Source organism: Fuchsiella alkaliacetigena (assembly GCF_023227765.1).
GTDB classification, from domain to species: Bacteria; Bacillota; Halanaerobiia; order Halobacteroidales; family Acetohalobiaceae; genus Fuchsiella; species Fuchsiella alkaliacetigena.
Genome location: NZ_JALKBZ010000021.1, coordinates 17,194 through 43,085, shown reverse-complemented (window position 1 = coordinate 43,085; position 25,892 = coordinate 17,194). Strand labels below are relative to the sequence as shown.

Here is a 25,892-nt window from a genome sequence, read left to right as displayed (position 1 = left end):
ATTCCACATAAAAGGCTAAAATAAAATGGTATTTTTATACTATTGAAAACTACTATTCACTTATGCGGAATATGGGTAATAACTACTGAAGAAGTAGTATTTTTTCTTTGGAAGGACAGTTATTGTCTATCCCTAAGTGTTATAATTTATTATATAAAATAACACAACAGGAGGAGATAATTATGGTTAAGTTGATTAGAAGAACTAAGTACTTGGTTTTAATATTAATCTTATCTTTAGTAGTAGTTCTTTTGGTAGGTTGTAACCCCTTTAATAGCAATGGTAATAACAATAATGATGAAGGAGTAGTTTGGGAAACACATGAAACAGATTACTATGCCTTTCAATATCCACCAGAATGGGATATATATTATGAAGATCAAGCAGACTACTTCGTAGAAATTGTACCTGACCTTGAAAATGATGAGGATAGCTTTGTTTTTTCTGTTGAGTTACTTAAGGGAGAAACTATGGAAGAGCTAAAAGAAGATTTAGAGGACTTATTAGAGGAGATGGAGGCTAATGAAGATGAAACTATTATTAATGGAGAAAACACTGATCCAGAAGACTATCAAACTATAATAAATAATTATCCAGCTTACATAATAGAGTATAAGGTAGGAGATTTAGAGTCTAATTTGAGAAAAAGCTGGATTTTTATTCACGATAGCGAAAATGACTTAACTGCTGATGTGCTTTATTCTGGAGAGGAAGATGATTATGATAATAATTCAGAAATAGCAGGGAAAATGGTAGAATCTTTTAAATTTTTGAAGTGAATGGTTTTTATATAGAAGTTAGTTGAATCCCAAATATTAATAGTCTACCTTCATTAATGAAGGTAGATTATTATTTTTCAAGGCAAAATAAAGATTGCGAATTATATCCCTAAGTAATTTTTGCTTTTAATTCCCATAAAAGTTAGATATAATAAAGGTAGTTAACTTAAGGAGCTGATAAGATGAGTTTAAAAAAGCTGGCGGTGGGGATTAGTGATTATAAAAAATTAATAGATGAAGACTGTTATTATGTAGATAAGACCTTATTGATTAAAGAAGTAATGACCAGCGGTGAGGTAATCTTAATTACCAGACCGCGCAGATTTGGTAAGACCTTAAACCAATCGATGCTCAGATACTTCTTTGAAAAGAGCGAAGGAGATAATAGCTATCTATTTCAGGATAAAAAAATCTGGCAGAAGCAAGAATTCAGGGAAATGCAGGGCCAATATCCAGTAATCTATCTCAGCTTTAAAGATCTAAAGAGTAGGAATTATAGTGAGAGTTACGAAGAACTAAAACTAATAATCGCTAAAGAGTATCAAAGACATGACTATCTATTAAAAAGTGATAAAATGAGCGAATATGAAATCAAAGAGTTTCAAGAGGTGCTTCATGGACAGGCTAGTCCAGCAAAATATAAGTTTAGTTTAAGTAATTTATCCGAATATCTAGCTAAGCATCACGGTTTAAAAACTATCTTATTGATAGATGAGTATGATACTCCTATCATGGCAGCGTATAATAATAGCTATTATGAGCAGTTTATTGACTATTTTAAAGTATTTCTAAGTGCCGCTCTAAAAGATAATCAATATCTGAAAAAAAGTGTTTTAACAGGCATCACTCGGGTGGCAAAGGAAAGTATATTTAGTGGTTTAAATAATTTAAAAGTTTCCACTGTATTATCAGACTTTTATAATGATAAGTTCGGCTTGACAAGAGAAGAGGTTTTAGAATTAGTAGAGTATTATGGATTAAAATCTAGAGAGGAAGAAATAATAACTTGGTATGATGGTTATAATTTCGGCGGGATAGAGATATATAATCCCTTTTCTATAATTAATTTAGCAGATAATGAAGGAAAGATCCAGGAGTACTGGATTAACTCAAGCTCTAATCAATTGATAAAAGAATTAATCAGAAAGAGCAGTGCGGAGTTTAAAGATGGAGTTTTAAGACTAATTGAAGGCCAAGAGATAAGTTCAGATATAGAAAAAAATCTTGTTTTTAACGAGATAGACGGTAGAGAAGAGAATATCTGGACACTTTTATTATTTAGTGGTTACTTAAAATGGGTAGAGCATGTTAAAGAAAGAGAGTATAAATTAAAAGTGCCAAATCAAGAGGTGATGTTCTTTTATCGTTATACGGTGCAAAATATATTAAAAGATCAGAATATAGAGCTAGAAAGTATGATAAATGAATTATTACTGGGCCATATTAAGCAATTTAAGAAAGACTTTAAAGAATTGACTAGAGAAACATTGAGTTATTTTGATACTGGAGAGAAAAATCCAGAAAAGTTCTATCATGGTTTAGTATTGGGGATGGTAGTAGGATTAAAAGATAGATACATAATAAGAAGCAATCGCGAGACAGGCTATGGCAGAGCAGATGTGATACTTATTCCCCGGGCTAAAAAGGAAAAAGGGCTAGTAATAGAGTTTAAAAAATATAATTTAGATAAAGATAGAGATTTAAAAGATAGTGCCCTTAAAGCTCTGAAGCAGATAGATGAAGAAGGCTATGAAGCGACTATTAAAGCTTATGGAGTGAGTGAGATAATTAAGGTTGGGATTGCATTTAAAGGGAAGAAGGTAGAAATAGTTAGTAATCTTGATGGAGAAAAAGTTTTAAGTAAGGAAGAAGAGATTGCTAAGAATTTGTTAGCAAGTGGAGTAGATATAGAAGTAATAGCTAAGACAACAGGACTTGAGGAAAAGGAGATTATTGATTTAGATTTTTAAATCAAAGACAGGCCCGATTTTTCTAAGGCTGATAAATGGAATCCGGTAGTAAAGACCTTGGCTGCTATGTTAATTAGCTATTAAATAAATAAGAACTTAAAAAGATTACTAACTTATAAATGCAAGGACAATAGCTGTCTAGCTACTTATGTTATAATTGGTATTGAATAGGGTTGGAAATCGGTCGAATAAATGGCTAATAAACTTTAGGGGGGAGCTTAACATGAAGGGAATAGATATTCTAGAACAGCAGCTAGAAGAGGAATATCAGCAGCTTAAAGATTCGATTCAAAAGCCTAATATTTTGCTGATAGGTGGGACAGGCGTAGGTAAAAGCTCACTAGTTAATCTTATCTTTGGTGAAGAACTGGCTGAGGTAGGTACGGGAGAGTCGGTAACTGAACAGATTAATATCTATCAGCAGCAGGATATTCCAGTAGTTCTCTACGATACGGTGGGTTATGAAATAGGTACTGAAAAGCAGGCGGAGTTTATGGAAAAAGTAGTTGATTTCGCTATTGAGGAAGGAAAATCGGTGGAGGATAAGATTCATCTGGTCTGGTATGTGATTGATGCTAGTGGAAATAGAGTAACTGAGTTAGATTTAAAGGTGATCAAAAAGATTTATCAGGCTGGTATTCCGATTGGAGTTTTATTTAGTAAGGCTGACTTGGTAACTAAAGATGAACTAGAGGCTTTGGAAAAGGAAGTCTTAGCTGAACTGCCTAATCTGGCTACCTTTAACTTAACAACTATGAAATTACCGGAGTTAGCTTATCTGGATTTAAAGAAGCTGCTTAATTGGTCACAGCAGAGACTGCCGGAGGCTTTAAGGATAGGCTTTATTAAGGCTCAAAAGCGAAATCTGGAGTTAAAGAAGGAAAAGGCTAAAAGTATAATTGTCCAGCATACTAGCGGTTCGGGAGCTGTGGCTTTTACTCCCATTCCCTTTTCTGATGCGCCGGTCTTATTGGGTAATCAGGCGGGAATGTTGGCCCGAGTGTTAAATGTTTATGATTTGGAGGGACTTTTAAAGCAGTTTAAAGGTTTAGTCGGAACTTTAGGGGTAGGAAAGATTATCTCTAGTTCGGGTATCTGGTTGGTGGCTCAATTAGTTAAGTTTGTACCGCTTAAAGGAGCAGTAGTGGGCGGGATGATTTCGGCTAGTGTAGCGGCAGGAATTACTTCGGCTATGGGTTTTGCTGTTTCTGAGCTTTGTTATAATATTTCTAAGCTGGCTATAGAGGGTAAGGAAGGGGAGTTGAAGCATTTACTTAGAAATTTAGAGCCTTTAATGAGCCGGCTTTTTAAAAGCCATTTTGAAAGTGAGACTGATGAAGTAGGGGTGGTAGATGTATGAGGGCCCGCTACAATGTAGCAGTAGTCGGTAAGACAGGGGTAGGTAAAAGCAGCTTTATTAACTATCTATATGGAGCTGAGGTTAAAGAGGTAAGCAATAGCCGACCGGTAGAGCACGAGGGCTTTGAAAGTGTGGATATGGAGCTGGATGGACTGGCAATCAGGATTTTTGATTCCTACGGCTTAGAAGCTGATAAAGCTGAACAGTGGCTGGCAGATTTGGAAGAGGAGTTGGCTAAAAGGAGTATTGAGGAAGATATAGAGGACTGGTTTCATACTATTTTTTACTGTATTGGTACTGGTAAGGCTCGGATTGAGGAGTATGAGTTGGAGATTATTAGCAAGTTTTTGGAGGAGAATTACCAGGTGCAGATAGTCTTTACTAAAGCTGATCAGAATAGAGGTAATCAGCTCCAGCAGTTAAAGGAGTTAATCAAAGCTGAGTTAGAGGCAGATTTGACTGTGCTGGAGGTCTGTAGTGAGGAAAAAGAACTGTTAAGCGGTAAGAAAATTGAGCCTAGAGGTAGGAAAGAAGCTATTAAAGCTATTAAGGATGGTTTTTGGGATTCTATTCTTGGGCGCCTTCCTCCTAGATGTGAAGTGCAACTGTTAGCTATAGTTAGTGATTATTTTGCAGAGTTGAGAGAGAAAGTGAAGACTGAACTGGGACTGCTGAATCAAAGGAGAGTGATTGAAGATTTGCAGGCTGATTTAAAGAGTTTTGTGACTGATTTAAGTGAGCAACGAATAAATGAGTTGGTATTGAGAAATTTACGGGAGATGGTTAATCTATTTAGCAGCTTTGCTGAGTCTCTAACGGGGATTAGTCAGTTTGAGCGGGATTTTGAGTGTAGAATTCAGTTTCCGGACTTTGATGATTTAACGCGGAAGATGATTGATTTAGGGATTATCGGTGGAGTAGCTGGAGGAATGAAGTTAGCTGGCGGGGGAATGGCTTTGAAAGCATTGGCTGGGGGTAAGATTGCTGGTTTGGCTCTGTTGAAGGGAGTTTTCCTGCCTGCTTTGCCGATTATAGCGGCTGGTTTGCTGATTAAGAAGGGCTATACGGAGGATAAGATTTTGGATAGTTTGGAGCAAGCTGAAGAGAGTATTAAGAAGGAAATTAGGGAAATAGGGCCGGAGATTGAGAATATTGTGAGTGAGGTTAAAGAGGATTATGATAGAATTGAAAATTAAGAGAGCTTCTAATTTTTGAAGCTGCTGGGAGGAATAGGGCCCTATTCCACACCTAGAGCCCTATTTTTAAAAACTATATCTCTTTCAAAGCTTCATAACGAGACTTCAATAACTCTTCATGCCTTATTTCATCTTTGATCAACTGTTCAAATAATGCTTTAGCTTCCTCCGTATCAGCTTGGGCCTTTAACTTTTTATACTTTTTTTGAGCTGCTTGTTCATCTTCAATAGCTTCTAATATACCTTCTAAAACCTCTTCCATAATCATTTCACCTCCTGCTATCTATAATAATTTATTATAGAAATTTTAAAGCGAAAATCTGAGCACCTGCATTATTATAGCTAATCAGTTCAAAGAAGGAGTTCTCCAAAGCTAACTTTTGTTCTTCTTTGCTTGAGCAGAAGTTAAGCTCTTTGTTAAGATGAAAAGCAGTTTTTTGATCAATTAGGCTCAGATAGAGATACTGCTCAGGCTGATGGATTATTCTGAGTCTGATTTCTTGCTTTGAATCAAATTGATTAGTAGTTTTCAGAGCCCTGCTTAGTAGCTTTAAAAGTGCCTCTAATAATTTTTGTTTTAGCTTAGTATTTAGTTTTAATTCATTTTCGAGGCGTTTTTGAATTTCATTGTTAGATTTTTCGAGAATTTCACAGGTGACCTTACTTTGCCAATCGATAGTTTGACCATTAATTCTGTCAATAGCTGCAAAAGTAATATCATCTTCTGGACTTTGCCCATCTATAAAATTAATAAACTCTTCTTTAATCTTACTAACTAAAAAAGGAGCAGGGAGTTGACTATGTTCAATTATTTTTTCAGGCAAAACATCAGCAAAGAGTTTATCCTTTCTTTTTTCATCGACTAGACCATCGGTGCAGATAAAAAGAGAACTATTTTCTGCAAAGTTTATTTTATGATCTCTTAGCTTGAGCAGTTCAACATCGAAAGTAGTAGAGATTGGCAGGCCTCCGGTTTCTATTTCCTTTAAGTTATTGTTTTCATCAAGCAAATAGAAAGGAAAATGAAAGCCAGTAGCTGCATAGGTAAAGGTATTATTTTTTAGCTCCAGTACTCCGGCTATAATACTGATAGTATAGTCCTCTGCATAGTTGGCTGAGCGATACTGCTCATCGATATACTTTAGAATTTCTGCCGGAGAAACCTTTTCTCCTTCATTGTGGTGTAGTTTAAAGTAATTTTCAATAGCTTCGTTGACAAACATAGCTAAAAAGGCACTATCTATTCTATGACCTGAAACATCAAACATATAAAAAAAGTACTGATCAAAAAATATATTTAGTGAGCCGTGCTCTACCTTAAAAAAGTTATAATAGTCTCCTCCCAGATGTTGAGCTGGACTAAAACAGGCAGCAATGGAGTAGTTATTAGGCTGAGGAAGCTGTTTGGGAATAGAGTTTTGGTGAATGGAACGGGCCTGCTCTAGGTCTTTTTCTTGTAGAGATTTTAGTTTAACTAATTTCTGTTGTTGTTTTAGAATTTCTTGGCGATAAAGATAATTTTGATAGATTTTCAAGCTAAGGAGGATTAAAAGTATTAATATTATGAGTATATAAATATTATTTAACATATTTATAACCTACTTTCCATTTACTTACTAATGGATTGTTTCTTTATTATTGAGATAATTCCTGCATAAAAGCTATTGAAAGTGTTAATTGAGATTAAAAGTGTTGTTTTAAAGAAAAGATAATAGTTAGTAAGGATAGGTATTTAAGTTGAGTTTTGCAGGGAAAATCTGAATCTATCGAGTATTATTGTTATACTAAGGAGGTTTAATCAACAAATGGATAGTATAGAAAAAGCTGTTTCATTGATTAAGAAAAGCAATTATACTATAGCTTTTACCGGAGCTGGCATATCTACTGAAAGTGGAATCCCTGATTTTCGTAGTTCCGGTGGGCTTTGGGAGGAGGTAGATCCTCAGCTTTTTACAGCTCAAAATTTTATTGAAAATCCAATAGAGTTTTATGAATTGGCTTTACCACTTTTTAAAGAGATCAAAGAAGCAGAGCCTAATCCAGCCCATTTTGCTTTAGCTGAACTGGAGGCTGCTGGAGATATTGAGGCAGTAATTACTCAAAATATAGATAATTTACATCAACAGGCAGGTTCAGAATCGGTACTAGAAATTCACGGTCATCTACGAACTGGGAGCTGTCAGGGCTGTGCAAAGGAATATAGTTTTGCTGAGATAGAAGAGCTAATGCAAAAGGACGGGCCCTATTGCTTGGACTGTCAAGGACTGATCAAACTAGATATAGTTTTCTTTGGTGACTCTTTAACTACAGAGTTTATGGAAGCTAGAAAGTTAGCTAGCCAAGCTGAATTACTAATTGTGATTGGTTCCAGTTTGGAGGTTAGTCCAGCTAATCTTTTACCGCAACTGGCTGATAAATCATTAATAATCAACTTATCTACTACTCCCTTTGACAGCCAGGCTGAAGTAGTAATTAATGATTCTGCAAGTAGGGTGCTGGCTGAAATTGCTGAATTAGCATAGTATAGATAATTTATTGATTTTTTTCTTCGTCTTTCTTTACAAATATTCTTAAAATTCTGTATAATGATTAATATAGGATGTTAAGGAAGGCGGTGAAAAATAGTGAATATTACTATTTTAGTGAAAGAATTATTGGATTTTAGAAAAAATATCAATAGAAAAGGAAGACTGTTAAGTATTGGTGATATTCACGGTAACTTTACTGCTTTAATTAAACTATTAAGTCAAGTAAACTTTAATCCGTTTTTTGATAAGCTGATTATTCACGGTGATTTTATAGATAGAGGAGAAAATTCTAGGAAAGTAGTTAAATTTTTAAAACGCTTATCTATGTTTAAAAGTGTGCAAGTACTTAAGGGAAATCATGAGCAGTTAGCTATTAATTTTTTAGATAGGAAGGACTTAGATGGTTCAGATTTTCTGGATTATGGTGGTGATAAAACTGCCCAAAGTTATGGTCAGCAAGTTAGAACTTTTGACCAAGCAATGAAGCTTTTGAATCATCAAGAGTTTGTGCAAGATGTGAACTGGTTTAAAACTCTGCCTACTAAATTGGAAACTGAAAAATATATATTTGTTCACGCGGGACTAAGACCTTGTGTAGATAAGGAAGAACAGCAAGAAGAAGATATGCTGTGGATTAAAGATGATTTTATCGAAGCAGATTATGATTTTGGTAAAAAGGTTGTAGCCGGACATAATCCTCAGGATGAAGTGGTATTTAGAAAAAATTCTATATTAATTGATACCGGTAGCTCCTTAGCAGGTGGTCAACTTTCTTGTGTAGATTTGACTAATCAGAAGATCTATGTTGCTTAGTAAAGTAAAAGACGCTCTTCTTGTTTTGCTTAGAAGAGCGCCTAGATCTATCTGATAGTCCTTAATTTTTGGATTCTTTCTTCGGTAGGAGGATGGCTACTAAAAAGCTTACTTATTCCACCTCGACCGGAAAAAGGATTGATAATGAACATATGCGAGGTAGCTTGGTTGACTTTCATTTCTCTATTTTGAGCATAATTTTGCATTTTTTGGAGAGCACTGGCTAAGCCATCGCCTTTGCCGGCTATCCGAGCTCCTTCTTCATCAGCTAAGTATTCTCGGGAACGAGAGATAGCCATACGGATAATTATTGCTGCCAATGGTGCAAAGACCATTGCTATTATTTGGATTAAAGCTCCTTTATTATTACTGCGGCGACGTCCGCCAAAGAGCATTTGAAACCTTCCCATACGAGCTAAAAAAGCTAAAGCTCCGGCCATTACGGCGGCAATGGTGCTGATTAAGGTATCTCTATTTTTGATATGAGCTAATTCATGAGCAATAACTCCTTCTAATTCCTCTTTGTTTAGCAGTCCCATAATGCCTTCCGTTACTGCTACTACTCCGTTATCTGGATTACGACCAGTAGCAAAAGCATTAGGCTGATTGGAAGGAGTAATATAGACTCTGGGCTTAGGAATTCGAGCTTTATTACTCAGTTTGCGTACCATTTCGTGGATTTCCGGAGCTTCTTTTTCGCTTAAAGGACGAGCTTTGGTCATCTTAATAGCAATTTTATCGCTATGCCAGTAACTGAGCACGTTAATAACTAGAGCAAAGATGAAAGCCATAATCATTCCTTGTTCTCCGGCGATAGCTCCACCTAAAAAGATAAATACCAGGATTAAGATAAACATTAACATAAAGGTTTTCATTCTATGCATAAGTAATTCCTCCTTATCTCTGTTTTTCACTAAAAAGTTAGCTTGACCTTTATTATATCATTATATGACTCTTTTTAAAATATTATTGTTGTATTTGGTTTAATAGGTTTTTAATTTTTATTATCTTGAAGTTGAGATTACAGATATTAGTTATTTTTAAAGGTAGGAATAGTTCTAGGCTTTAGCTTGGTTTGATCTATATTTAAGTTAAAGTTAACTTTGATTATTTGTTGTTTAAAGTTGGGGAGTTTAGTTTCGATGATTTCCCAAACCTTTTTTAAATCCATTTCTGCTAGGTTATTATTTAAAAAACTCTCTGCTTCAGCTATTTTTTTCCATTTAACTTGCGGATTTTTTTCTTTGATTTCATCGGAAATTTTATGTACTGTCTTACTTATAATTCTTAAATTTCTGATTGTACCATCCTGAATTAGCTCATCCTCTTTGAATTCATCGTAACTTAAATTTTTAGTATATTTTTCAATTTTGACTATTGCTTTAAAAATATCATTTATATGTGTCTGGAAGTTTGTTGACATATTTTACACTCCTTTTAAGTGCTACTCTAGGTGAAAATTATTAGATCTACCTATATATTATTATATAAGACCTTTTATTGCTTTGCAAGTAGTTGTTTAAGTTACTATTTATTTTTTTATTCTTTTGTGTTATAATTATAGTCTAAGTGAATAGGGACACGAGTTTTCGATATACAATGAAAGGGGGAGTAGCGGATGTATGATGATATAATTATTGGAGTTCTAGTATCTGGACGAGGAACTAATTTGCAATCAATTATTGATAGTATTGAAGATGGTAGGTTAAATGCGGAAATAGGAATTGTAATTAGCGATAATCCTGAAGCAAAGGCTTTGGATAGAGCTGAAAAGTATGACTTGAATAATACTTATATAGGTAAAGAGGACTTTGCTACTACTGCAGATTATGAGGCGCGGATGGTAGAGGTGTTAGAAGAAAATGAAGTAGAATTAGTAGCTATGGCTGGTTTTATGACCTTTTTGAGTTCTTATTTTATAGATCAGTATCGGAATAGAATTATGAATATTCATCCCTCTTTATTGCCGGCTTTTCCTGGGCCTAATGCCCAAGAGCAGGCTTTGGATTACGGAGTGAAGATTTCAGGTTGTACAGTTCATTTTGCCGATGAGGGAATAGATAGCGGGCCCGTTATTTTACAAGAAGCAGTTCCGGTGTTAGAGGGAGATACTGTAGAAAGCTTATCTCGGCGTATTTTAGCTGAAGAGCATCGGATTTATCCTAAAGCTATTCAGTTATTTGCAAATGGTCGTTTGGTAGTTAAAGATGGCAAAGTAGAGATTCTCTAAGCTTAATAACTATTTATTCCCCTTTTTTTGTTGTAGTTGAGATGTTATTTTGAAAATGGTATAATATTTATAAAATAGCTATTAAAAGAGGGGGGATAGCTATGGTAGATAGGATTGATACTTCTAGTCATTGGTCGGCTTTGAACCCTAAAGATGTTACTTATAGTCAAGAGCAGGTTGATACTAACCCTAATTTATTTGAAAATTTAGCTGCTAATAATAGAATTGATGGTAGTAGAAGTTTAATTGAGGAAGTTAGTGAAGATTTAACTAGTTTGCGGATGGAATTAAGAGATTTAAGTGAGTCGGCAGCTAGATTAGCCGATGGAGATACTTCGGTATTTGCAGAAAGAGAAGTAAATAATACGAATCCAGAAGTAGTCGAGATTGAAGCTCAAAGAGGAGCTTCCTTAGCCAGCTATGAAATAGAAGTTGAGCAGTTAGCTCGGGCCCAAGAAAATTCATCCCTAGATCTAGAAAGTGAAGAAACGACGGAGCTTGATACTGCTGAAAATATGCTTATTATTACTCAAGGTGAAACTGAAGCTGAAATAGCTGTTGAAGTAGAAGCTGACGACACTAATCAGGAGCTTTTAGAAAGAACAGCTATTGAAATAAATAATACTGATTTAGAATTGACAGCTGAAGTAATAAATGGAGATGAGACTGAGGTTAGTCGTTTGGAAATTAGAGCTACTGACTTAGGTGATCAGGCTGCTTTTGAAATTACAGATCTTAGAGGGCAGTTGGCAGCAGAGATAGGAATTAATAATATAGAAGTAGAGGCACAGCCAGCTGAATATACTGTAGATGGTGTTGAGTATACTGCTGAGAATAATGAAGTAACTTTAGCTGCTCAAGATGAAGTAAGTTTAGCTTTGGGAACTGAGGGGACTGCTGAGGTTATTATAAGTGAGGATACTGGTCAAATTTTAACAGCTACTGAAAGCTTTATTGATGATTATAATCAAGCTCTAGATTTTCTGGAAAATGATTTGGATAGCGATGATGCTTTAGCTTTGGCAGATTCTTTAGCTGAATTAGTTGAATTTAGAGAAGCTGATTTAGCTGAAGTTGGAATTGAGGTTGATAATGAAGGTAGATTAGATTTTAATAATGAGGAGTTTGCGGTGGCTTTGAGCGAGGACTTTGTTAGAGCTGAAGAGATTTTAGGTGATGCCGGCTTAGCTGCTCAAATAGAGCATCGAGTTGATGAAGCTTTAGCTAGTCCAATTTCTCGTTATGTAGACTGGGAAAGCTATCAGCACGAACCTAATAGTTTAATGCCGGACTTCAACATCTATAATGCTACTGGTGAAAATGTTTCTCCTTTATCATCATTTCAACCGGGAGTGGTAATGGACTTTTATCTTTAAAAAGTGGATATCTTGCTTAGTTATATTCTAGTATAATTGTATTGACTTAGAAAAAGAAGGATTAAATTAGAATTTAAGGCAGGGAGCAACTTCTTAACTCAAAAATATCTAAAGCTTAACTTTGTATATTAAGATATTCAGGGTGGTACCTTATTATTGAGGTGCTGCTTTTTTATTTTTACATGGAAGCTGTATAAGTTGAATAAAATCCTTGAATATTTATTCTAGATGCTGTATAATTATAAATGAGTTTTGAATACTTTAAGGGGGAAGTAATTATGGAAAACTTAGTAACCTTAGCTGATTTAGAATTAGAGGATATTGAAGAGTTATTCGACTTAACTGATAAATTGAAGCAAAAACATCAACAAGGCACTGAGCACAAGTTATTAGCAGGGCAGACCTTAGGGATGATCTTTCAGAAATCATCTACTAGAACTAGAGTTTCCTTTGAAGCAGGAATGTTTCAGTTGGGAGGACATGCTTTATTTTTAAGTGCTAATGATATTCAATTAGGTAGAGGAGAGACCATTAGCGATACAGCTAAAACTCTATCTAGGTATATTGATGGGATTATGATTAGAACTTATGAACATAGCGATGTGGAGGAATTAGCTAGGGAGGCTACAGTGCCAGTGATTAATGGACTGACTGATTTACTACATCCTTGTCAGGTTCTAGCTGACTTATATACTGTGCAGGAAGTAAGAGGAGAGCTGCAAGGATTAAAAATGACCTATATAGGTGACGGTAATAATGTAGCTAATTCTCTTTTACTAGGTACTACTAAAGTAGGAATGAATATTTCTTTAGCTATTCCCGAGGGTTATAGACCTGAGAAGGAGATATTAGCTACTGCTGAAAAGCAAGCAGCAAAGAGCGGTAGTCAGATAGAGATAATTGATGATCCTCTGCAAGCGGCTCAAGGAGCCGACGCTGTTTATACCGATGTCTGGGCCAGCATGGGAGATGAAGACGAAGCAGCAGAGCGTAAGCAGGCTTTTAAGGACTATCAAGTAGATCAGGAGCTGATGGCTGAAGCTAATGAGGAGGCTATTTTCCTCCATTGCCTGCCAGCTTATCGAGGTCAGGAAGTTACAGCCGAAGTAATCGATGGTGAGCAGTCTAAGGTTTTTGATGAAGCTGAAAATAGGATGCATGTGCAGAAGGCATTGATGGTGGAGTTGATGAAATAAGCAGGGAAAGGTAGCTTAGATATAGAATTAAATTAATGGAGTATTATTGTTATATTGTTTAGTGCAAAGGATAGATGATAAAGGACAGATTAAGATCAAAAGATAAAGTTCAAGATCTGTTTGACACAGACTAAAATCTGACTAAGTTCTGACTAGACATTAAAACATAAGTTTAAAAAATAAATTATTTAAAGGTTTTTATTCAGCCCAAGACTTCATCATAAGGGTACTAGCTTCGCGTCGTTCCTTCAGGGATTATTATCCCCAGAGTAATGACTAGCTAAAGTTCCAGAGTAAATGACTAGTTAAAGTACAAACGTCGCAAGCGTCGCTTCAGGGCGCGTGTTGATTTGTGCTCATTAGTGGTTTCAATAGATTTTAAAGGTTTTAAGGTTTTGTCAGATTTTTGTCAGAACTCAGTCTGTGTCAGATTTGTCTTTGAACTTGATTTCAACAATATAACAATATTGTTTAGGAAGTTTAAAATTTCAAAGGAGGAATATAAATTGAGTAAAAAAGACATTAATAAAATAGTACTAGCTTATTCAGGAGGATTAGATACTTCGGTAGCTATTAAATGGCTACAGGATGAATATGAGGCGGAGGTAATAGCCTTTGCTGCTGATGTAGGTCAAGGTGAGGACTTAGAGCCGGTCAGAAAAAAGGCCTTGGCTACGGGAGCTATTAAAGTCTATATCGAAGACTTAAAAGAAGAGTTTTTAACCGATTATGCTTTTAAGGGACTACAAGCAGGAGCTATCTATGAAGATAAGTATCCTTTAGCTACAGCTTACTCCAGACCTTTAATTGCTAAGAAGATGATCGAGGTGGCTAAAAAAGAGGGAGCCGATGCTGTAGCTCACGGCTGTACTGGTAAGGGGAATGATCAGGTACGCTTTGATGTTTCTTTTCAAGCTTTAGCGCCGGGAATTGAGATTGTGGCTCCGCTAAGAGAGTGGGAGTTTGGTTCTAGAGAAGAAGAAATAGAGTATGCTGCTCAGCATGATATTCCGGTGGGAGCTACTAAGGAGAATCCTTATAGTATTGATCGTAATCTGTGGGGAGTGAGTATTGAGTGTGGTATTTTAGAAGATCCTTGGGCGGAGCCGCCAGCGGAGGTTTATCAGATTACTAATGCCCCGGAGGATGCTCCTGATGAACCTGAATATATTGAAGTTACTTTCGAAGCTGGAGTGCCAGTGGCTTTAAATGGTGAAGAGTTGGCACCGATAGAGTTGACCAATCAGTTGAACGAGATAGCGGCTAAGCACGGAGTGGGGAGAATGGATATGATTGAAAATAGATTAGTAGGGATTAAGTCCCGCGAGATCTATGAAACTCCGGCAGCTACGGTACTTTTGGATGCTCACCGACATTTAGAGGATTTGGTTTTGGATAGAGATACGGCCCATTATAAGGATCTAATTGCTGAAAAGTACGCTGAATTGACCTATTATGGGCAGTGGTTTTCTCCTTTAAAGAAGGCTTTAGATGCCTTTATAGAGACTACTCAAGAACACGTAAACGGTACTTTACGCATTAAACTATATAAAGGTAAGGCTACGGTAGTAGGGAGAAAGTCCGATGTTTCTTTATATGAGGAAGAGTTGGCTACTTATGAAAAGTCTGATCAGTTCAATCACGAAGCAGCGGTAGGCTTTATTGAACTCTTTGGTCTGCCTACTAAGGTGCATAGCATGGTACATGAAGATTAGAGGGCTTGATTTTAAGCAGGAGAGGAGAGATATTTGATGAATAAAGGATTAAGAATTAAGGTTAAAGAGGCTCAGCCGAGTGATAGTGACTTAGTATTTAACCTAACTAAGCAGGCTTTTCAGGACTATAATCTTTCCTCTTCTGGCTTAAGCAGTCCGGCTTTGCAGGAAAGTAGAGAAGATGTGTTGCAGGATATTGAGCAGGGAGAGATTTTGATTGCTTATTTACATAATCAGCCGGCAGGCTCGGTGCGCTTTTATGCTGTAGATGAGGGAGAGTTTTATTTAAGTCGTTTGGGAGTCTTGGCTAAGTATAGAGGTAAGGGAGTCGGTTCTACTCTTATTTCGGCTGTGGAGAGTAGAGTTAGGGCTAAGGGTGGTCAAAGAATCACTCTCTATTCTGCTTATCATTTAGAGAATTTATTGAACTTTTATTTGCAGCGCGGCTATCAAATAGTAGGAGTTAAAGAAGGTAAGGATTATAATAGAGCGATAATTAGTAAAGAATTAAGTAATGAGGTTATTGCAGAAGATAAGGGGGAAGAGTATGAAGTTGTGGGGAGGTAGATTTAAAGCAGATACTGACCGCTTAGTAGAGGAGTATACCTCTTCTATTGGTTTTGATAAGCGACTGTATAAGTATGATATTCAGGGTAGTATAGCTCATGTGAAGATGCTGGCTAAGTGCGAAATCATTACAGAGCAGGAAAGAGAGCAGATTATTGCTGGTTTAGAAGAGATTTTAGCGGAAATTGAAAGTGGTGATTTTGAGTTTCAGGTTTCTTTAGAGGATATTCATATGAATATTGAACAGAGATTAACGGAGAAGATTGGAGCAGTGGGTGGTAAGCTGCATACGGCTCGGAGCAGAAATGATCAAGTAGCTTTGGATATGCGTCTTTATTTGCGGGAGCAGCTGGAAGATATCCAAGGCTTAGTCAGAAAGTTGCAGCAGGTGTTATTAAAGTTAGCTGAAGAGAATATAGATATTATAATGCCGGGTTATACTCACTTGCAGCGGGCCCAACCGATTAGAGTTGCTCATCATTTACTAGCTTATTACTATAAGTTAGATAGGGACTATCAGCGTTTAAGTGACTGTTATGCTCGAACTAATGTGCTACCTTTAGGAGCCGGCGCTTTGGCTGGAACTACCTTTCCTATTGATCGGCAGTTTGTAGCTGAAGAGTTAGGTTTTGCAGAGGTGAGTCAAAATAGTTTAGATACGGTTAGTGATCGGGACTTTGTAATTGAGTTCTTATCCAGTGCCTCTACTTTAATGATGCATCTGAGTAGGTTTAGTGAAGAGCTGGTGTTATGGACGGCTAAAGAGTTTGAATTTGTAGATATTGATGATGCTTTCTGTACTGGGAGCAGTATTATGCCCCAAAAGAAAAATCCCGATGTGCCGGAGCTGATTAGGGGTAAGACAGGACGGGTTTATGGACATTTAATGCAGCTATTGACAGTAATGAAGGGCTTACCTTTAGCTTATAATAAGGATATGCAGGAGGATAAAGAAGGGCTTTTTGATACTGTAGATACTCTTAAAGGTGCTTTAGAGCTCTTTAGTAGGATGTTAGCTAAGACTACTTTTAATCAGCAAAGATTGGAGTCTACAGCTGAGGAAGGCTTTACTAATGCTACTGATGTAGCTGATTATTTGGTAGAGAAGGGCTTACCCTTTAGAGAGGCTCATGAAGTGGTAGGTAAAACTGTACTCTACTGTATTGAAGAAAATAAAAAATTAAGAGACTTGACAATGGAAGAATGGGATAAGTTTTCTGCTGTCTTTGACGAGGATATCTATGCTAAAATTACTATTGAGAGTTCAGTAGATGCTAGGAGTTCTGTAGGCGGGCCCGCTAAAAAAGAAGTTTTAAGAGTAATCGAGCAGGAAAAGACTAAGCTTGCTTAGTAGTTAAAGGTTGCTATGTTGAATCAACATAGTAACCTTTTTAAGATTTTGAATTAATTAATGATCTAATAAGCAGGTGATTATGATTTTTAATAGAAGTTAATATAAATGAAGGCTTTGGCAGAGAGGAGTATTAATAATGGGTGGTAAGTATCGAATTGATAAAATCAAACAAGAACATACTATAATTGAGGATATCCTGCCTTTATTAGAAAAGTTAGCTACCTTAAAGACAGTTAAGAGTATAATTCCCGGCCGGATTAATCGGCGCAGTGGTAGTGGGATGCAGCCTTATTTGCAGTTGAAGTATCCTACTCCAACGGGAATTAAGATTTTAGCTAAAACTAGTTCCTCTATTCAGGAAGTATTTGTGGTTACTGATCATGAGGAGCGGACTATTAAGCTGTTAAAAGATAGAAATTTAGTTAAGTAAGGTATTTTTTAAATAAAAGAGGAGGACAGTTATGTTACACGATTTGCGGATTGCTATTAGGGATAAACTGACTATAAAACTGGTTTATAAAGATCCGCAAGGTGAAATTCGTTATCGTCGAGTTGATCCTTATAAAATGACAGATAAAAAGTTATATGGATACTGTCATTTATTAAAACAAGAAACCATTTTTAATTTAGAAAATGTCTTAAGTTTACAAGTCACTGATGTTAAGTATGATCAATAAAGAAGGTGAAAGAATCACCTTCTTTATTTTTTAATGTTGTATTTGAGTGTTTTCTACCATTTTTAATAGTAATTTAGATAGAGTATTTTTTTCTTCTTCAGTAGCTACTTCCCATAGCTCTTTTAAAATTTTCTGTTCTTGGGTTCTAGGCTCTACATTATTGGATAGAAATTCGGCTACTTGATTACTTAAATCTGTTAACATATCTTGGGACATACCCATATCTTCAGCTATACTAACCTGCCTAGCTAACATTTCTCTAAACTGCTCAAAAGAATCAAGAACTGACATTTTAATCCTCCTTATCATAGTTAAAATTTAGTTATCTTATTACTAATATTCCCTTAGTTCTATAAAAGATGTATGGTAGTTAGGTTTAATCTAAATATTTTTCAGCATCTTCACTGTCAAAGACTGCATAGGGAGGTTGGTCAGCTTCTTGAAATTCAATCTGGGCTGGATTTGCTAGATCTTCATGTTGAGATATTATTTTTTGTAGTTTTAATTTTAATTGTTTTTCTACAGCTGGATTAAGCTCTTCTTCAAGTTGAGATCTTATTTGTATAATTTCTTTTTTAGCTTCTTTTTTAGACTGGATTTTATCACCTCTTATTATAATATCCCTAATAATTTTCTTAATTATAAGCGAATTAATTGTTAAGTTCATTTGTTTTTGAATTTGATTCAACAATTTAAAAACTATAGACTCTTAAGAATTCCCTTAAAAGCCCAGATAGGTATACTAGCTACAAAGACTAAATCTTCTGAAGGCAGATAGGAGATCGCTGAAGAATCGAAGAGTACATTACCGGAAGGGGGAAATTCTTCATCGCCTTCCCAGAGTACATAGGTAACTGGTATCTTAGGAAAAACAGGAACAGTAACACTATAGTCTCCTAAGCCTTCTTCTTGGCCACCTAGATATTGAGCAACTGTTATTAACTTTTCAGGCTCTTCTCCGAAGTACTTAACTAAAGGGTCAATTGTTCGCTTTTTAAAGGGCCCGTAGTAAATTTCTCCTCCTTCAGGTACTTCGCGAAAGGAAATCAGTTTATCAGCTAAAGGAACTCCGCTAGCCTGATTGAGATAATGCAAAATTAGAACTTTAACTGGTAGTTGCACATCTTTATCTTTGGCAGCATATTCTACTTCGCCTTCTGGATAACTAATATAGTAGTCTTCGTTAGCCATAGTTAACTTAAACTTGGAATCTGCTGTCATAAACTCAGCCCCACTTCTAAGGGCTGCTTGATCTGGATTTAAAGTTGGTAACTTTTCTTTAGCTTTTTTCAAGGCTTCTAAATAGTTATTTTGCTTAATTTCTGTTTTAAAACGTTTTTCTTTAGATTGATTCACTTATATCTCTCCTTTGTAAACTTTTGCTTTGTACTTATATATTTAGCTATTGCTTATTATTTTCCTTGTTAAAACTATTAATTTCTTTAATTAAGCTAAATTATACGAAAATTTTGCTAAAGGAAATTATTAAGATAGGATAGACAGAACTATTAATTAATGATAATATGAATAGAGTTAAGTGAAGCTATAGCTTGATTTTAAGCAGTTTATCTGTTATAAATGGGAAAAGAGGCAGGAAAATTTATTTTTGTGCTGAAATATGGTATAGGATTATTATGGATACAGATAAGATAAGCTAAAATATAATAGATCTAAGAAGATATGGAGGGGAAATAAATGGTAGATAAAGATAAAATTCAAGAAGCAGTAACTATGATTTTAGACGCTATTGGAGAAGATCCGGAGCGGGAGGGGCTTAAAGATACTCCAGCTAGAGTAGCCAGAATGTATGCTGAAATTTTTGAGGGTTTGCATAAAGACCCAGCTGAAGATTTACAGATTTTCTTTACTGAGGAGCACGAAGAGTTAGTTTTGGTGAAGAATATATCCTTTTATTCGATGTGTGAACATCATCTGTTACCGTTCTTTGGGGAAGCACATATAGGTTATATTCCTAAACACGGGAAGGTAACTGGGTTAAGCAAGCTAGCTCGAGTAGTTAATTCCTTTGCTAATCGTCCGCAACTACAAGAAAGATTAACTAGTCAGATTGCTGATTTAATAATGGATAATATAGATGCTTTAGGAGTAATAGTAATTATTGAAGCTGAGCATATGTGTATGACTATGCGGGGAGTTCGTAAGCCGGGTTCATTTACTACTACTTCGGCAGTAAGAGGATTATTACAGAGAGATCAGGCTGCCAGAGCTGAAGCTTTAAAGCTAATTAAGGGCTAGATTTACAAAGGAGGCAAAATGCTAATGAGTGAAGTATATTTTGCAGATATGAAGGCTGAAGCTAAGGAGAATAACTTAATTAATAAACTAACTAAGCTTTTTAAAAAGGCTTCTTTTGAGCAGTTAATTGCTGAAGATGATCTAGTAGGAATTAAGCTCCATTTTGGAGAAGAGGGGAATACTGGTTTTATTAGACCGGTATTTGTACGTCGTTTAGTGCAGGAGATTAAAAAGGCGCAAGGAAAACCTTTTTTAACCGATGCTAATACTCTTTATTCAGGGGCTAGAGCTAACTCTGTAGACCATCTAAATACAGCTATAGCTAATGGCTTTAGTTATGCTACTGTAGAAGCGCCGTTAATTATTGCGGATGGATTAAATGGAAAGAACTATTTTGAGGTTGAAGTTGGCTTAAAGCATTTTGAGAAAGTGAAGATAGCTAGTGATATTTATAGGGCCCAGGGCATGATTAGCATGGCTCACTTTAAAGGGCACGAATTAACCGGCTTTGGAGGAGCAATAAAGAATATCGGTATGGGTCTAGGGAGTAGAAGTGGTAAACAGCAGATGCACGCTACAGTTAATCCAGAAGTGGTAGCTGAGGAGTGTATAGCCTGTGGAGAATGTAGTGAATGGTGTGCTGCTGATGCTTTTGTGATTGAAGAGGTAAGTCGTATTGATGCTGAGAAGTGTGTGGGCTGTGGAGAATGTATAGTTAGCTGTCCTACGGAAGCGATTACTGTACAGTGGGAAAATGCTCCGGTAGAGATTCAAGAAAGAATGGCTGAATATGCTTTAGGTGCTATTAAGGGCAAGGAGGATAAGGTGGGCTATATTAACTTCATAATGGATGTTAGTCCGCTTTGTGACTGTTGTGGTTGGAGTGATAGACCGATAGTTGACGATGTTGGAATTTTAGCCTCACAAGATCCTATAGCTATAGATCAAGCCTCTGTAGACCTGATAAATAAGCAGCCGGGACGAAAAAATAGTGTTCTTAAGGATAACTATCAAGCTGGTGCTGATAAGTTTCGCGGAGTCCATCCGGAAGTAGATTGGACAGCGCAGTTGGCTTATGGAGAGCAGATAGGTTTAGGTAGCAGAGAATATGAGCTGATTAAGATAGATTAACTTTTTAAATAGGGGATATTTAAAAAACAGCAACTTTAGTTGCTGTTTTTTGTTTTTAAGCAGGAATTTTAGTTGAAATATGGAAATAGTTAAGAGTATTAAATTTGAATTTTAAAATACAGTAATTTAAGCAATAATATTAATTGATATAGCTTTAGTTGAGAAAGGAGAGAGAATAGCTAATGGCAAAAGTCGGCTTAGTCAGTTTAGGCTGTCCTAAGAATCAGGTGGATAGCGAGATTATGGCTGGTTTATTAGCTCAGACTGAACTGAAAGTAACTGATAATTATAGCCAAGCGGAAGTTTTGATTGTAAATACCTGTGGTTTTATCGAGGATGCCAAGGAGGAGTCTATCGATACTATTCTTCAATTGGCTAATTATAAAGAAGAACATTGTCGGGTTTTGATTGTGACTGGCTGCTTAGCTCAAAGATATCCCGCGGAGCTACAAGCAGAGATACCAGAGATAGATGGTATCTTAGGGACTGGTAATTTTGATGAAATAGTAGAGGTGATTGAGCGAGGTTTGGCTGGCGAGAGCACTTTTGAAGTGACTGCTCCAGAGTTTGAATATAATCGAATACTACCTCGAAAGAGATTAGAGGCTGGTTATAGTGCTTATGTGAAGATAGCTGAAGGCTGTAATAATCGTTGTAGTTACTGTATAATTCCGGACTTAAGAGGACGATTGCATAGTCGTGGCTTAGCAGAAATCTTAAAAGAAGTAGAAAGCTTAGCTGCTCAAGGAATCAAAGAGATTAATTTAGTAGCTCAGGATATTACTAGATATGGGCTTGATCTTTACGGAGAGCCTAGATTAATAGAGTTATTGGAAAGATTAACTGAAATTGAGGGGATTAAGTGGTTTAGACTGCTCTATGCTTATCCAGCTCATTTTAGTGAGGAGTTAATAGAGCTGATGGCAAGTAAAGAAAGAATCTGTAACTATATTGATCTACCTATTCAGCATGCTGATGACCGGATTAGGGCCCGCATGGATCGACAAGGAAGTAGTCAGCAGATATTAGACTTAATTGAAAGATTGAGAACTGAAATTCCGGAAATGACTATTAGAACTTCTTTGATTGTCGGTTTTCCTGGGGAAGGGGAACAGGAGTTTCAAAATTTATTGGACTTTATTAAAGAGGCTCAGTTTGATAGATTAGGGGTCTTTAAGTATTCTCGTGAGGAAGGAACTGCAGCTGCTAAAATGCCTAATCAAGTAGCAGCAGAAGTAAAAGAGGAACGTTATCAGCGAGTAATGGAGTTACAGCAAGAGATTTCCTTAGCTAGGAATCAACAGTGGATTGGTAAGGAAGTAAATGTATTGGTAGAAGAGGTACAGCAAGAGGAAGGACAGAGCTTAGTGATTGGTAGAACTGAACGTGATGCTCCGGAAATAGATGGTTTAATTTACATCAATGACTTAGCAGCTCAAGTAGGGGACTTTATTAAAGCTAAGATTGTGGACGCTTATGAATATGATTTAATAGGAGAGGTGGAGTATGAATTTACCTAATAAAATAACTTTGCTTAGAATTATATTAGTACCTATTTTTTTATTTTTACTTTTATTTAAACCTGAAGGTGAATATTCAAATTATACTCGTTACTTTGCGGTAGCAGTCTTTACTTTGGCTGCTCTGACTGATGGTTTGGATGGTTATATTGCTAGAAAAAGAGGCTTGATTACTAAACTAGGTAAGTTTATTGATCCTTTAGCAGATAAACTGTTAATTTCAGCGGCTTTAATTGCTTTGGTGGATATGGGTTATATTACTACCTGGCCGGCTATTATTATAATTGGGAGAGAGTTTGCTATTACCGGTTTAAGAGTAGTAGCTGCTGCCGAAGGAATTGTAATAGCTGCTAGTAAACTAGGTAAGTATAAGACTACTTTACAGATTATAGCTATTATTGCGGTAATAATTGCTTTACCCTATAGTTTAGTTTTATTATGGTTAGCTGTATTATTAACAGTAGTTTCAGGCTTAGATTATCTTTGGAAGGCTAGGGCGGTGATTATAGGTGAGCAAACAAGCGAAGGCAGTAATTAAGCTTTTAGCTACCGGCTTTTATAGTGGTTTAAGTCCAGTTTGTCCTGGTACTATAGGAAGCTTAGCTGCTTTAATAGTGGCTTATTTTTGGTTACAGTACTTTACTGTTGGTTTTCTATTAGTATTGATTTTAACTGGAGTAGGTACGATAATTTCTCAGTGGGCTGAAAAGATCTATGGTGAGCACGATAGTCCTAAAATAGTAATTGATGAGTGGGCCGGCTATTTTATTTCTTTATTCGGTCTAGGTTCTACAATGTTAATTCCGGCTTTTATCCTTTTTAGGATATTTGATATTTTAAAGCCGCCACCTATTAAACAGTTGCAGGATTTACCAGGCGGAGTAGGGATTATGATTGATGATGTTTTAGCTGGGATTATGGCTAACTTATTACTTAGATTAGTGATTTATTTTATCTAAAATTTTAACTGAATAATTAACGTTGATCAAAGGCCTAGTTACTAGGTCTTTTTTTAATGGATAATCACTTCCATTATTTACATCAAGCTAACAGTTGTTACCTGCTTGGGGCTGTGTTATAATAGCAAGTGCTATTGATTTGAGAGCGGCTTTAAGTGAGTAAGACTTTGTAAGTTAGAAAGGATGAAAATAGATGACTTTTAAAGGAATTAGACTTAAGTTAGTAGCTGTTGCCTTAATTCTATGTTTAGGGATATTTTTCGCTGGCAACTACTATTTTAATCATTATCGTTTAAATAATTCTCTAGAGGAAGTGTTGAGCTCAGTAGAAGAAATAGAAAAGGTAGTAATTAAAAATGAGGCTCAACCTCGAGAGATAGTTCTTACTTTAAAGGGAGTTGATGATTTAAGGCCAGTCTATAGAAAAGTAAATGATATTTTAGTTGAGAAGCTGGGCCCTGAAGACTATGCAATTACTTTAAATGAATCAACAGATCCGATTTTAAAGGAAGCTTATGATAAAATACATTTAGTTATTTACGAAACTATTATTACAGGAGAGTTTAGCAAGTTAGCTACTCAACTGGAGCTTTTAAAGGAAGAGGCGGAGTTAAGTTCGGCTCGGATCAGTGTGGATCACGACAATATTTATTTGGAATTGAGTACAGAGCAGGAACACTTATATAAGGTAATAGAAAGAGAAATTAAAGTTGATTGGTCATCCTTACCAGGAGGTGGAGCTAATGGTTAAAGAGTTTAGTTTAGGTTTGGGCTTGGCTTTGTTAATTTTTTTGGGTTTTCAAGGCTTTAATGTAGCTCCTATCTTCTTTTTTGGTATTTTAGGTTACTTTCTCTTTCGCCTCTTAAGTAAACAGAGCTTAGGTAGTAGCGGTAGATTTACTACTTATAGTGTTAGTAATCAAATGCCAGAGGTGGAGTTTGCTGATATAGGGGGACAAGATACGGCTAAAAATGAATTAATTGAAGCTTTGGATTTTGTCAGAAAGGTAGATAAGATTAAGCGCTTAGGAATTAGACCTTTAAAAGGGATTATGCTCAGTGGGCCCCCAGGAACGGGAAAGACTTTATTAGCTAAGGCAGCCGCTCGGTATACTGATTCAGCCTTTATCTCTGCTTCAGGTAGTGAATTTATTGAAATGTATGCTGGAGTGGGAGCTAAGCGAATTAGAGAGTTATTTAAAAAAGTTAAGAGTGGAGCTAAAAAAATGAATAAGTCCAGTGGGATTATCTTTATTGATGAAATAGATATTCTGGGTGGTAAGCGTGGTCAGCACTCCAGTCATCTGGAGTATGACCAGACTTTAAACCAGCTATTAGTGGAACTGGACGGAATGTCTATTGACGACCAGGTGAATGTATTAGTAGTGGGGGCTACTAACCGCATTGATATTTTAGATGAAGCTCTCTTAAGACCAGGTCGTTTTGATAGAATAGTTAAGGTAAATCTACCTGATAAAGCAGGTCGGCAGAAGATTTTGGAGATTCATACTAAGAATAAACCTTTAGCGCCGGGAGTGGATTTAGAGCAGATAGCCAAAGAAACCTTTAGATTTTCGGGAGCTCACTTGGAAAGCTTGGCTAATGAAGCAGCTATTATAGCTATGCGTCAGCAGTCAGAGGTAGTAAAGCAGAAGCACTTTAAAGAAGCAATAGATAAGGTGATGATGGGGGAGAAACTAAATCGTCGTCCTAGTGAAGAGGAGCTAGAGCGGATAGCCTATCACGAAACAGGCCATGCTCTTTTAGCTGAAAAGGTAAAACCAGGCTCTGTTTCTAATATTACTATTACTTCTCGGGGTGAGGCTTTAGGTTATGTTCGTCATAATCCTGAGGACGATCATTATTTACAGACTGTAGACTATTTACAGGGTCAGATTGCAGTCTGTATCGCTGGAGCAATTGCTGAAGAGAATATCTTAGGTAATCGAAGTACGGGAGCTACTAATGATTTTCAGAAGGCTACTGATTTAGCTAAGAAAATAATTTTTTCTGGAATGTCAAACTTAGGGGTAGTAAGTAAGGCTGAACTATCTTCAGATAAGATCCATCAACAGATTGTAGAGATTATAGGTCTTCAAGAGGAAAAGGTGAAAAAGATTATTACTCAAAATGAAGAGATTATGTCTCGGATAGTAGTTGATTTATTACAGGAAGAGAGCATGGAAGGACAAGAGTTCAGAAGTAGATTTGGGATTGAGACTTCAAAAATAGTTTAAAGTTTGCTGTTAGGCAAGCTTAATTAAA

At 36.2% G+C, this 25,892-nt stretch carries 28 protein-coding genes; 21 read left to right on the top strand and 7 right to left on the bottom strand.

The window, feature by feature from the left end; genetic code table 11:
• Positions 1 to 182: 182 nt before the first annotated feature.
• From MWH30_RS07820 to MWH30_RS07805, 4 genes are all read left to right on the top strand, one after another.
• Positions 183 to 779: a hypothetical protein gene (locus tag MWH30_RS07820; protein WP_248663511.1), complete on the top strand. Its 597-nt coding sequence runs from the start codon at positions 183 to 185 to the stop codon at positions 777 to 779.
• 182 nt (positions 780 to 961) lie between these two features.
• Positions 962 to 2,749 (top strand): AAA family ATPase, encoded by a 1,788-nt coding sequence (locus MWH30_RS07815; RefSeq protein WP_248663510.1) that lies wholly within the window; start codon positions 962 to 964, stop codon positions 2,747 to 2,749.
• Positions 2,750 to 2,972: 223 nt separating this feature from the next.
• The gene (locus MWH30_RS07810) at positions 2,973 to 4,109 is read left to right on the top strand and encodes a YcjF family protein (protein WP_248663509.1); all 1,137 of its coding nucleotides are present in this window, start codon (positions 2,973 to 2,975) and stop codon (positions 4,107 to 4,109) included.
• On the top strand, positions 4,106 to 5,305 hold the full coding sequence (locus tag MWH30_RS07805) for a GTPase domain-containing protein (protein ID WP_248663508.1): 1,200 nt from the start codon (positions 4,106 to 4,108) through the stop codon (positions 5,303 to 5,305). The genes MWH30_RS07810 and MWH30_RS07805 overlap by 4 nt, the downstream gene beginning before the upstream one ends.
• A gap of 73 nt (positions 5,306 to 5,378) precedes the next feature.
• Here the strand turns inward: MWH30_RS07805 and MWH30_RS07800 are convergent, their stop codons facing one another.
• On the bottom strand, positions 5,379 to 5,567 hold the full coding sequence (locus MWH30_RS07800; protein ID WP_248663507.1) for a ferritin family protein: 189 nt from the start codon (positions 5,565 to 5,567) through the stop codon (positions 5,379 to 5,381).
• 34 nt (positions 5,568 to 5,601) lie between these two features.
• Positions 5,602 to 6,894, bottom strand: a complete 1,293-nt coding sequence (locus MWH30_RS07795; protein ID WP_248663506.1) for a PP2C family protein-serine/threonine phosphatase — start codon at positions 6,892 to 6,894, stop codon at positions 5,602 to 5,604.
• A gap of 216 nt (positions 6,895 to 7,110) precedes the next feature.
• Between MWH30_RS07795 and MWH30_RS07790 the strand changes: the two genes are divergently transcribed.
• Entirely contained in the window at positions 7,111 to 7,827 is a 717-nt protein-coding gene (locus MWH30_RS07790; protein ID WP_248663505.1) for an SIR2 family NAD-dependent protein deacylase, read from the top strand.
• A gap of 102 nt (positions 7,828 to 7,929) precedes the next feature.
• Positions 7,930 to 8,646 (top strand): metallophosphoesterase family protein, encoded by a 717-nt coding sequence (locus tag MWH30_RS07785; RefSeq protein WP_248663504.1) that lies wholly within the window; start codon positions 7,930 to 7,932, stop codon positions 8,644 to 8,646.
• A gap of 47 nt (positions 8,647 to 8,693) precedes the next feature.
• Here MWH30_RS07785 and MWH30_RS07780 read toward each other — a convergent pair whose 3' ends face one another.
• Positions 8,694 to 9,530 (bottom strand): zinc metalloprotease HtpX, encoded by an 837-nt coding sequence (locus MWH30_RS07780; protein WP_248663503.1) that lies wholly within the window; start codon positions 9,528 to 9,530, stop codon positions 8,694 to 8,696.
• A gap of 146 nt (positions 9,531 to 9,676) precedes the next feature.
• Complete coding sequence (locus MWH30_RS07775) at positions 9,677 to 10,069, bottom strand: HepT-like ribonuclease domain-containing protein (RefSeq protein WP_248663502.1); 393 nt, start codon at positions 10,067 to 10,069, stop codon at positions 9,677 to 9,679.
• 195 nt (positions 10,070 to 10,264) lie between these two features.
• Between MWH30_RS07775 and purN the strand changes: the two genes are divergently transcribed.
• From purN to MWH30_RS07735, 8 genes are all read left to right on the top strand, one after another.
• Positions 10,265 to 10,876, top strand: coding sequence for a phosphoribosylglycinamide formyltransferase (purN, locus tag MWH30_RS07770; RefSeq protein WP_248663501.1), 612 nt, complete (start codon positions 10,265 to 10,267; stop codon positions 10,874 to 10,876).
• Between the two features lie 101 nt (positions 10,877 to 10,977).
• Positions 10,978 to 12,252, top strand: coding sequence for a flagellar filament capping protein FliD (fliD, locus tag MWH30_RS07765; protein ID WP_248663500.1), 1,275 nt, complete (start codon positions 10,978 to 10,980; stop codon positions 12,250 to 12,252).
• A 278-nt stretch (positions 12,253 to 12,530) separates the two neighbouring features.
• Positions 12,531 to 13,448: an ornithine carbamoyltransferase gene (gene argF, locus MWH30_RS07760; RefSeq protein ID WP_248663499.1), complete on the top strand. Its 918-nt coding sequence runs from the start codon at positions 12,531 to 12,533 to the stop codon at positions 13,446 to 13,448.
• A 506-nt stretch (positions 13,449 to 13,954) separates the two neighbouring features.
• A complete protein-coding gene (locus MWH30_RS07755; protein ID WP_248663498.1) occupies positions 13,955 to 15,163 on the top strand; it encodes an argininosuccinate synthase in 1,209 nt (402 codons plus the stop codon).
• 36 nt (positions 15,164 to 15,199) lie between these two features.
• Positions 15,200 to 15,730 carry a GNAT family N-acetyltransferase gene (locus MWH30_RS07750; protein WP_248663497.1) on the top strand — a complete coding sequence of 177 codons (531 nt, stop codon included), beginning with the start codon at positions 15,200 to 15,202 and terminating at the stop codon, positions 15,728 to 15,730.
• Positions 15,711 to 17,081 carry an argininosuccinate lyase gene (gene argH / locus MWH30_RS07745; RefSeq protein ID WP_248663496.1) on the top strand — a complete coding sequence of 457 codons (1,371 nt, stop codon included), beginning with the start codon at positions 15,711 to 15,713 and terminating at the stop codon, positions 17,079 to 17,081. Before MWH30_RS07750 ends, argH begins: the two co-directional genes overlap by 20 nt.
• A 139-nt stretch (positions 17,082 to 17,220) precedes the next feature.
• A complete protein-coding gene (locus tag MWH30_RS07740; protein WP_248663495.1) occupies positions 17,221 to 17,514 on the top strand; it encodes a DUF2103 domain-containing protein in 294 nt (97 codons plus the stop codon).
• Between the two features lie 31 nt (positions 17,515 to 17,545).
• Positions 17,546 to 17,761: a WYL domain-containing protein gene (locus tag MWH30_RS07735; protein ID WP_248663494.1), complete on the top strand. Its 216-nt coding sequence runs from the start codon at positions 17,546 to 17,548 to the stop codon at positions 17,759 to 17,761.
• 30 nt (positions 17,762 to 17,791) lie between these two features.
• Here the strand turns inward: MWH30_RS07735 and MWH30_RS07730 are convergent, their stop codons facing one another.
• The 3 genes from MWH30_RS07730 to MWH30_RS07720 form a co-directional block, all read right to left on the bottom strand.
• Positions 17,792 to 18,052 (bottom strand): DUF3243 family protein, encoded by a 261-nt coding sequence (locus MWH30_RS07730; RefSeq protein WP_248663493.1) that lies wholly within the window; start codon positions 18,050 to 18,052, stop codon positions 17,792 to 17,794.
• Between the two features lie 85 nt (positions 18,053 to 18,137).
• A complete protein-coding gene (locus MWH30_RS07725; RefSeq protein WP_248663492.1) occupies positions 18,138 to 18,452 on the bottom strand; it encodes a hypothetical protein in 315 nt (104 codons plus the stop codon).
• 8 nt (positions 18,453 to 18,460) lie between these two features.
• Positions 18,461 to 19,117: a DUF3786 domain-containing protein gene (locus tag MWH30_RS07720; protein ID WP_248663491.1), complete on the bottom strand. Its 657-nt coding sequence runs from the start codon at positions 19,115 to 19,117 to the stop codon at positions 18,461 to 18,463.
• A 339-nt stretch (positions 19,118 to 19,456) separates the two neighbouring features.
• On the opposite strand from MWH30_RS07720, the gene folE reads away from it, so the two are divergent.
• The 7 genes from folE to MWH30_RS07685 all read left to right on the top strand — a co-directional run bounded on the left by folE (position 19,457) and on the right by MWH30_RS07685 (position 25,864).
• Positions 19,457 to 20,017, top strand: a complete 561-nt coding sequence (folE, locus tag MWH30_RS07715) for a GTP cyclohydrolase I FolE (protein WP_248663490.1) — start codon at positions 19,457 to 19,459, stop codon at positions 20,015 to 20,017.
• A gap of 24 nt (positions 20,018 to 20,041) precedes the next feature.
• Positions 20,042 to 21,148 carry a DUF362 domain-containing protein gene (locus MWH30_RS07710; RefSeq protein WP_248663489.1) on the top strand — a complete coding sequence of 369 codons (1,107 nt, stop codon included), beginning with the start codon at positions 20,042 to 20,044 and terminating at the stop codon, positions 21,146 to 21,148.
• Positions 21,149 to 21,330: 182 nt separating this feature from the next.
• Complete coding sequence (gene rimO / locus MWH30_RS07705; protein ID WP_248663488.1) at positions 21,331 to 22,668, top strand: 30S ribosomal protein S12 methylthiotransferase RimO; 1,338 nt, start codon at positions 21,331 to 21,333, stop codon at positions 22,666 to 22,668.
• Positions 22,655 to 23,206, top strand: coding sequence for a CDP-diacylglycerol--glycerol-3-phosphate 3-phosphatidyltransferase (gene pgsA / locus MWH30_RS07700; RefSeq protein WP_248663487.1), 552 nt, complete (start codon positions 22,655 to 22,657; stop codon positions 23,204 to 23,206). The genes rimO and pgsA overlap by 14 nt, the downstream gene beginning before the upstream one ends.
• Positions 23,178 to 23,627, top strand: coding sequence for a phosphatidylglycerophosphatase A family protein (locus MWH30_RS07695; protein WP_248663486.1), 450 nt, complete (start codon positions 23,178 to 23,180; stop codon positions 23,625 to 23,627). Before pgsA ends, MWH30_RS07695 begins: the two co-directional genes overlap by 29 nt.
• Positions 23,628 to 23,820: 193 nt before the next feature.
• Positions 23,821 to 24,378 carry a hypothetical protein gene (locus tag MWH30_RS07690; protein ID WP_248663485.1) on the top strand — a complete coding sequence of 186 codons (558 nt, stop codon included), beginning with the start codon at positions 23,821 to 23,823 and terminating at the stop codon, positions 24,376 to 24,378.
• Positions 24,371 to 25,864 carry an AAA family ATPase gene (locus MWH30_RS07685; protein WP_248663484.1) on the top strand — a complete coding sequence of 498 codons (1,494 nt, stop codon included), beginning with the start codon at positions 24,371 to 24,373 and terminating at the stop codon, positions 25,862 to 25,864. The genes MWH30_RS07690 and MWH30_RS07685 overlap by 8 nt, the downstream gene beginning before the upstream one ends.
• The last annotated feature ends 28 nt before the right edge of the window (positions 25,865 to 25,892 follow it).

Bases quoted from the DNA above. Each gene is read 5' to 3' on its own strand.
- folE (WP_248663490.1), top strand. From the start codon at position 19,457: ATGGTAGATAAAGATAAAATTCAAGAAGCAGTAACTATGATTTTAGAC.
- argF (WP_248663499.1), top strand. From the start codon at position 12,531: ATGGAAAACTTAGTAACCTTAGCTGATTTAGAATTAGAGGATATTGAA.
- MWH30_RS07775 (WP_248663502.1), bottom strand. From the start codon at position 10,069: ATGTCAACAAACTTCCAGACACATATAAATGATATTTTTAAAGCAATA.
- pgsA (WP_248663487.1), top strand. From the start codon at position 22,655: ATGAATTTACCTAATAAAATAACTTTGCTTAGAATTATATTAGTACCT.
- MWH30_RS07815 (WP_248663510.1), top strand. From the start codon at position 962: ATGAGTTTAAAAAAGCTGGCGGTGGGGATTAGTGATTATAAAAAATTA.
- MWH30_RS07780 (WP_248663503.1), bottom strand. From the start codon at position 9,530: ATGCATAGAATGAAAACCTTTATGTTAATGTTTATCTTAATCCTGGTA.
- MWH30_RS07820 (WP_248663511.1), top strand. From the start codon at position 183: ATGGTTAAGTTGATTAGAAGAACTAAGTACTTGGTTTTAATATTAATC.
- MWH30_RS07805 (WP_248663508.1), top strand. From the start codon at position 4,106: ATGAGGGCCCGCTACAATGTAGCAGTAGTCGGTAAGACAGGGGTAGGT.
- MWH30_RS07730 (WP_248663493.1), bottom strand. From the start codon at position 18,052: ATGTCAGTTCTTGATTCTTTTGAGCAGTTTAGAGAAATGTTAGCTAGG.
- MWH30_RS07790 (WP_248663505.1), top strand. From the start codon at position 7,111: ATGGATAGTATAGAAAAAGCTGTTTCATTGATTAAGAAAAGCAATTAT.
- MWH30_RS07685 (WP_248663484.1), top strand. From the start codon at position 24,371: ATGGTTAAAGAGTTTAGTTTAGGTTTGGGCTTGGCTTTGTTAATTTTT.
- MWH30_RS07795 (WP_248663506.1), bottom strand. From the start codon at position 6,894: ATGTTAAATAATATTTATATACTCATAATATTAATACTTTTAATCCTC.
- MWH30_RS07750 (WP_248663497.1), top strand. From the start codon at position 15,200: ATGAATAAAGGATTAAGAATTAAGGTTAAAGAGGCTCAGCCGAGTGAT.
- MWH30_RS07710 (WP_248663489.1), top strand. From the start codon at position 20,042: ATGAGTGAAGTATATTTTGCAGATATGAAGGCTGAAGCTAAGGAGAAT.
- argH (WP_248663496.1), top strand. From the start codon at position 15,711: ATGAAGTTGTGGGGAGGTAGATTTAAAGCAGATACTGACCGCTTAGTA.
- purN (WP_248663501.1), top strand. From the start codon at position 10,265: ATGTATGATGATATAATTATTGGAGTTCTAGTATCTGGACGAGGAACT.
- MWH30_RS07740 (WP_248663495.1), top strand. From the start codon at position 17,221: ATGGGTGGTAAGTATCGAATTGATAAAATCAAACAAGAACATACTATA.
- MWH30_RS07690 (WP_248663485.1), top strand. From the start codon at position 23,821: ATGACTTTTAAAGGAATTAGACTTAAGTTAGTAGCTGTTGCCTTAATT.
- rimO (WP_248663488.1), top strand. From the start codon at position 21,331: ATGGCAAAAGTCGGCTTAGTCAGTTTAGGCTGTCCTAAGAATCAGGTG.
- MWH30_RS07800 (WP_248663507.1), bottom strand. From the start codon at position 5,567: ATGGAAGAGGTTTTAGAAGGTATATTAGAAGCTATTGAAGATGAACAA.
- MWH30_RS07810 (WP_248663509.1), top strand. From the start codon at position 2,973: ATGAAGGGAATAGATATTCTAGAACAGCAGCTAGAAGAGGAATATCAG.
- MWH30_RS07735 (WP_248663494.1), top strand. From the start codon at position 17,546: ATGTTACACGATTTGCGGATTGCTATTAGGGATAAACTGACTATAAAA.
- fliD (WP_248663500.1), top strand. From the start codon at position 10,978: ATGGTAGATAGGATTGATACTTCTAGTCATTGGTCGGCTTTGAACCCT.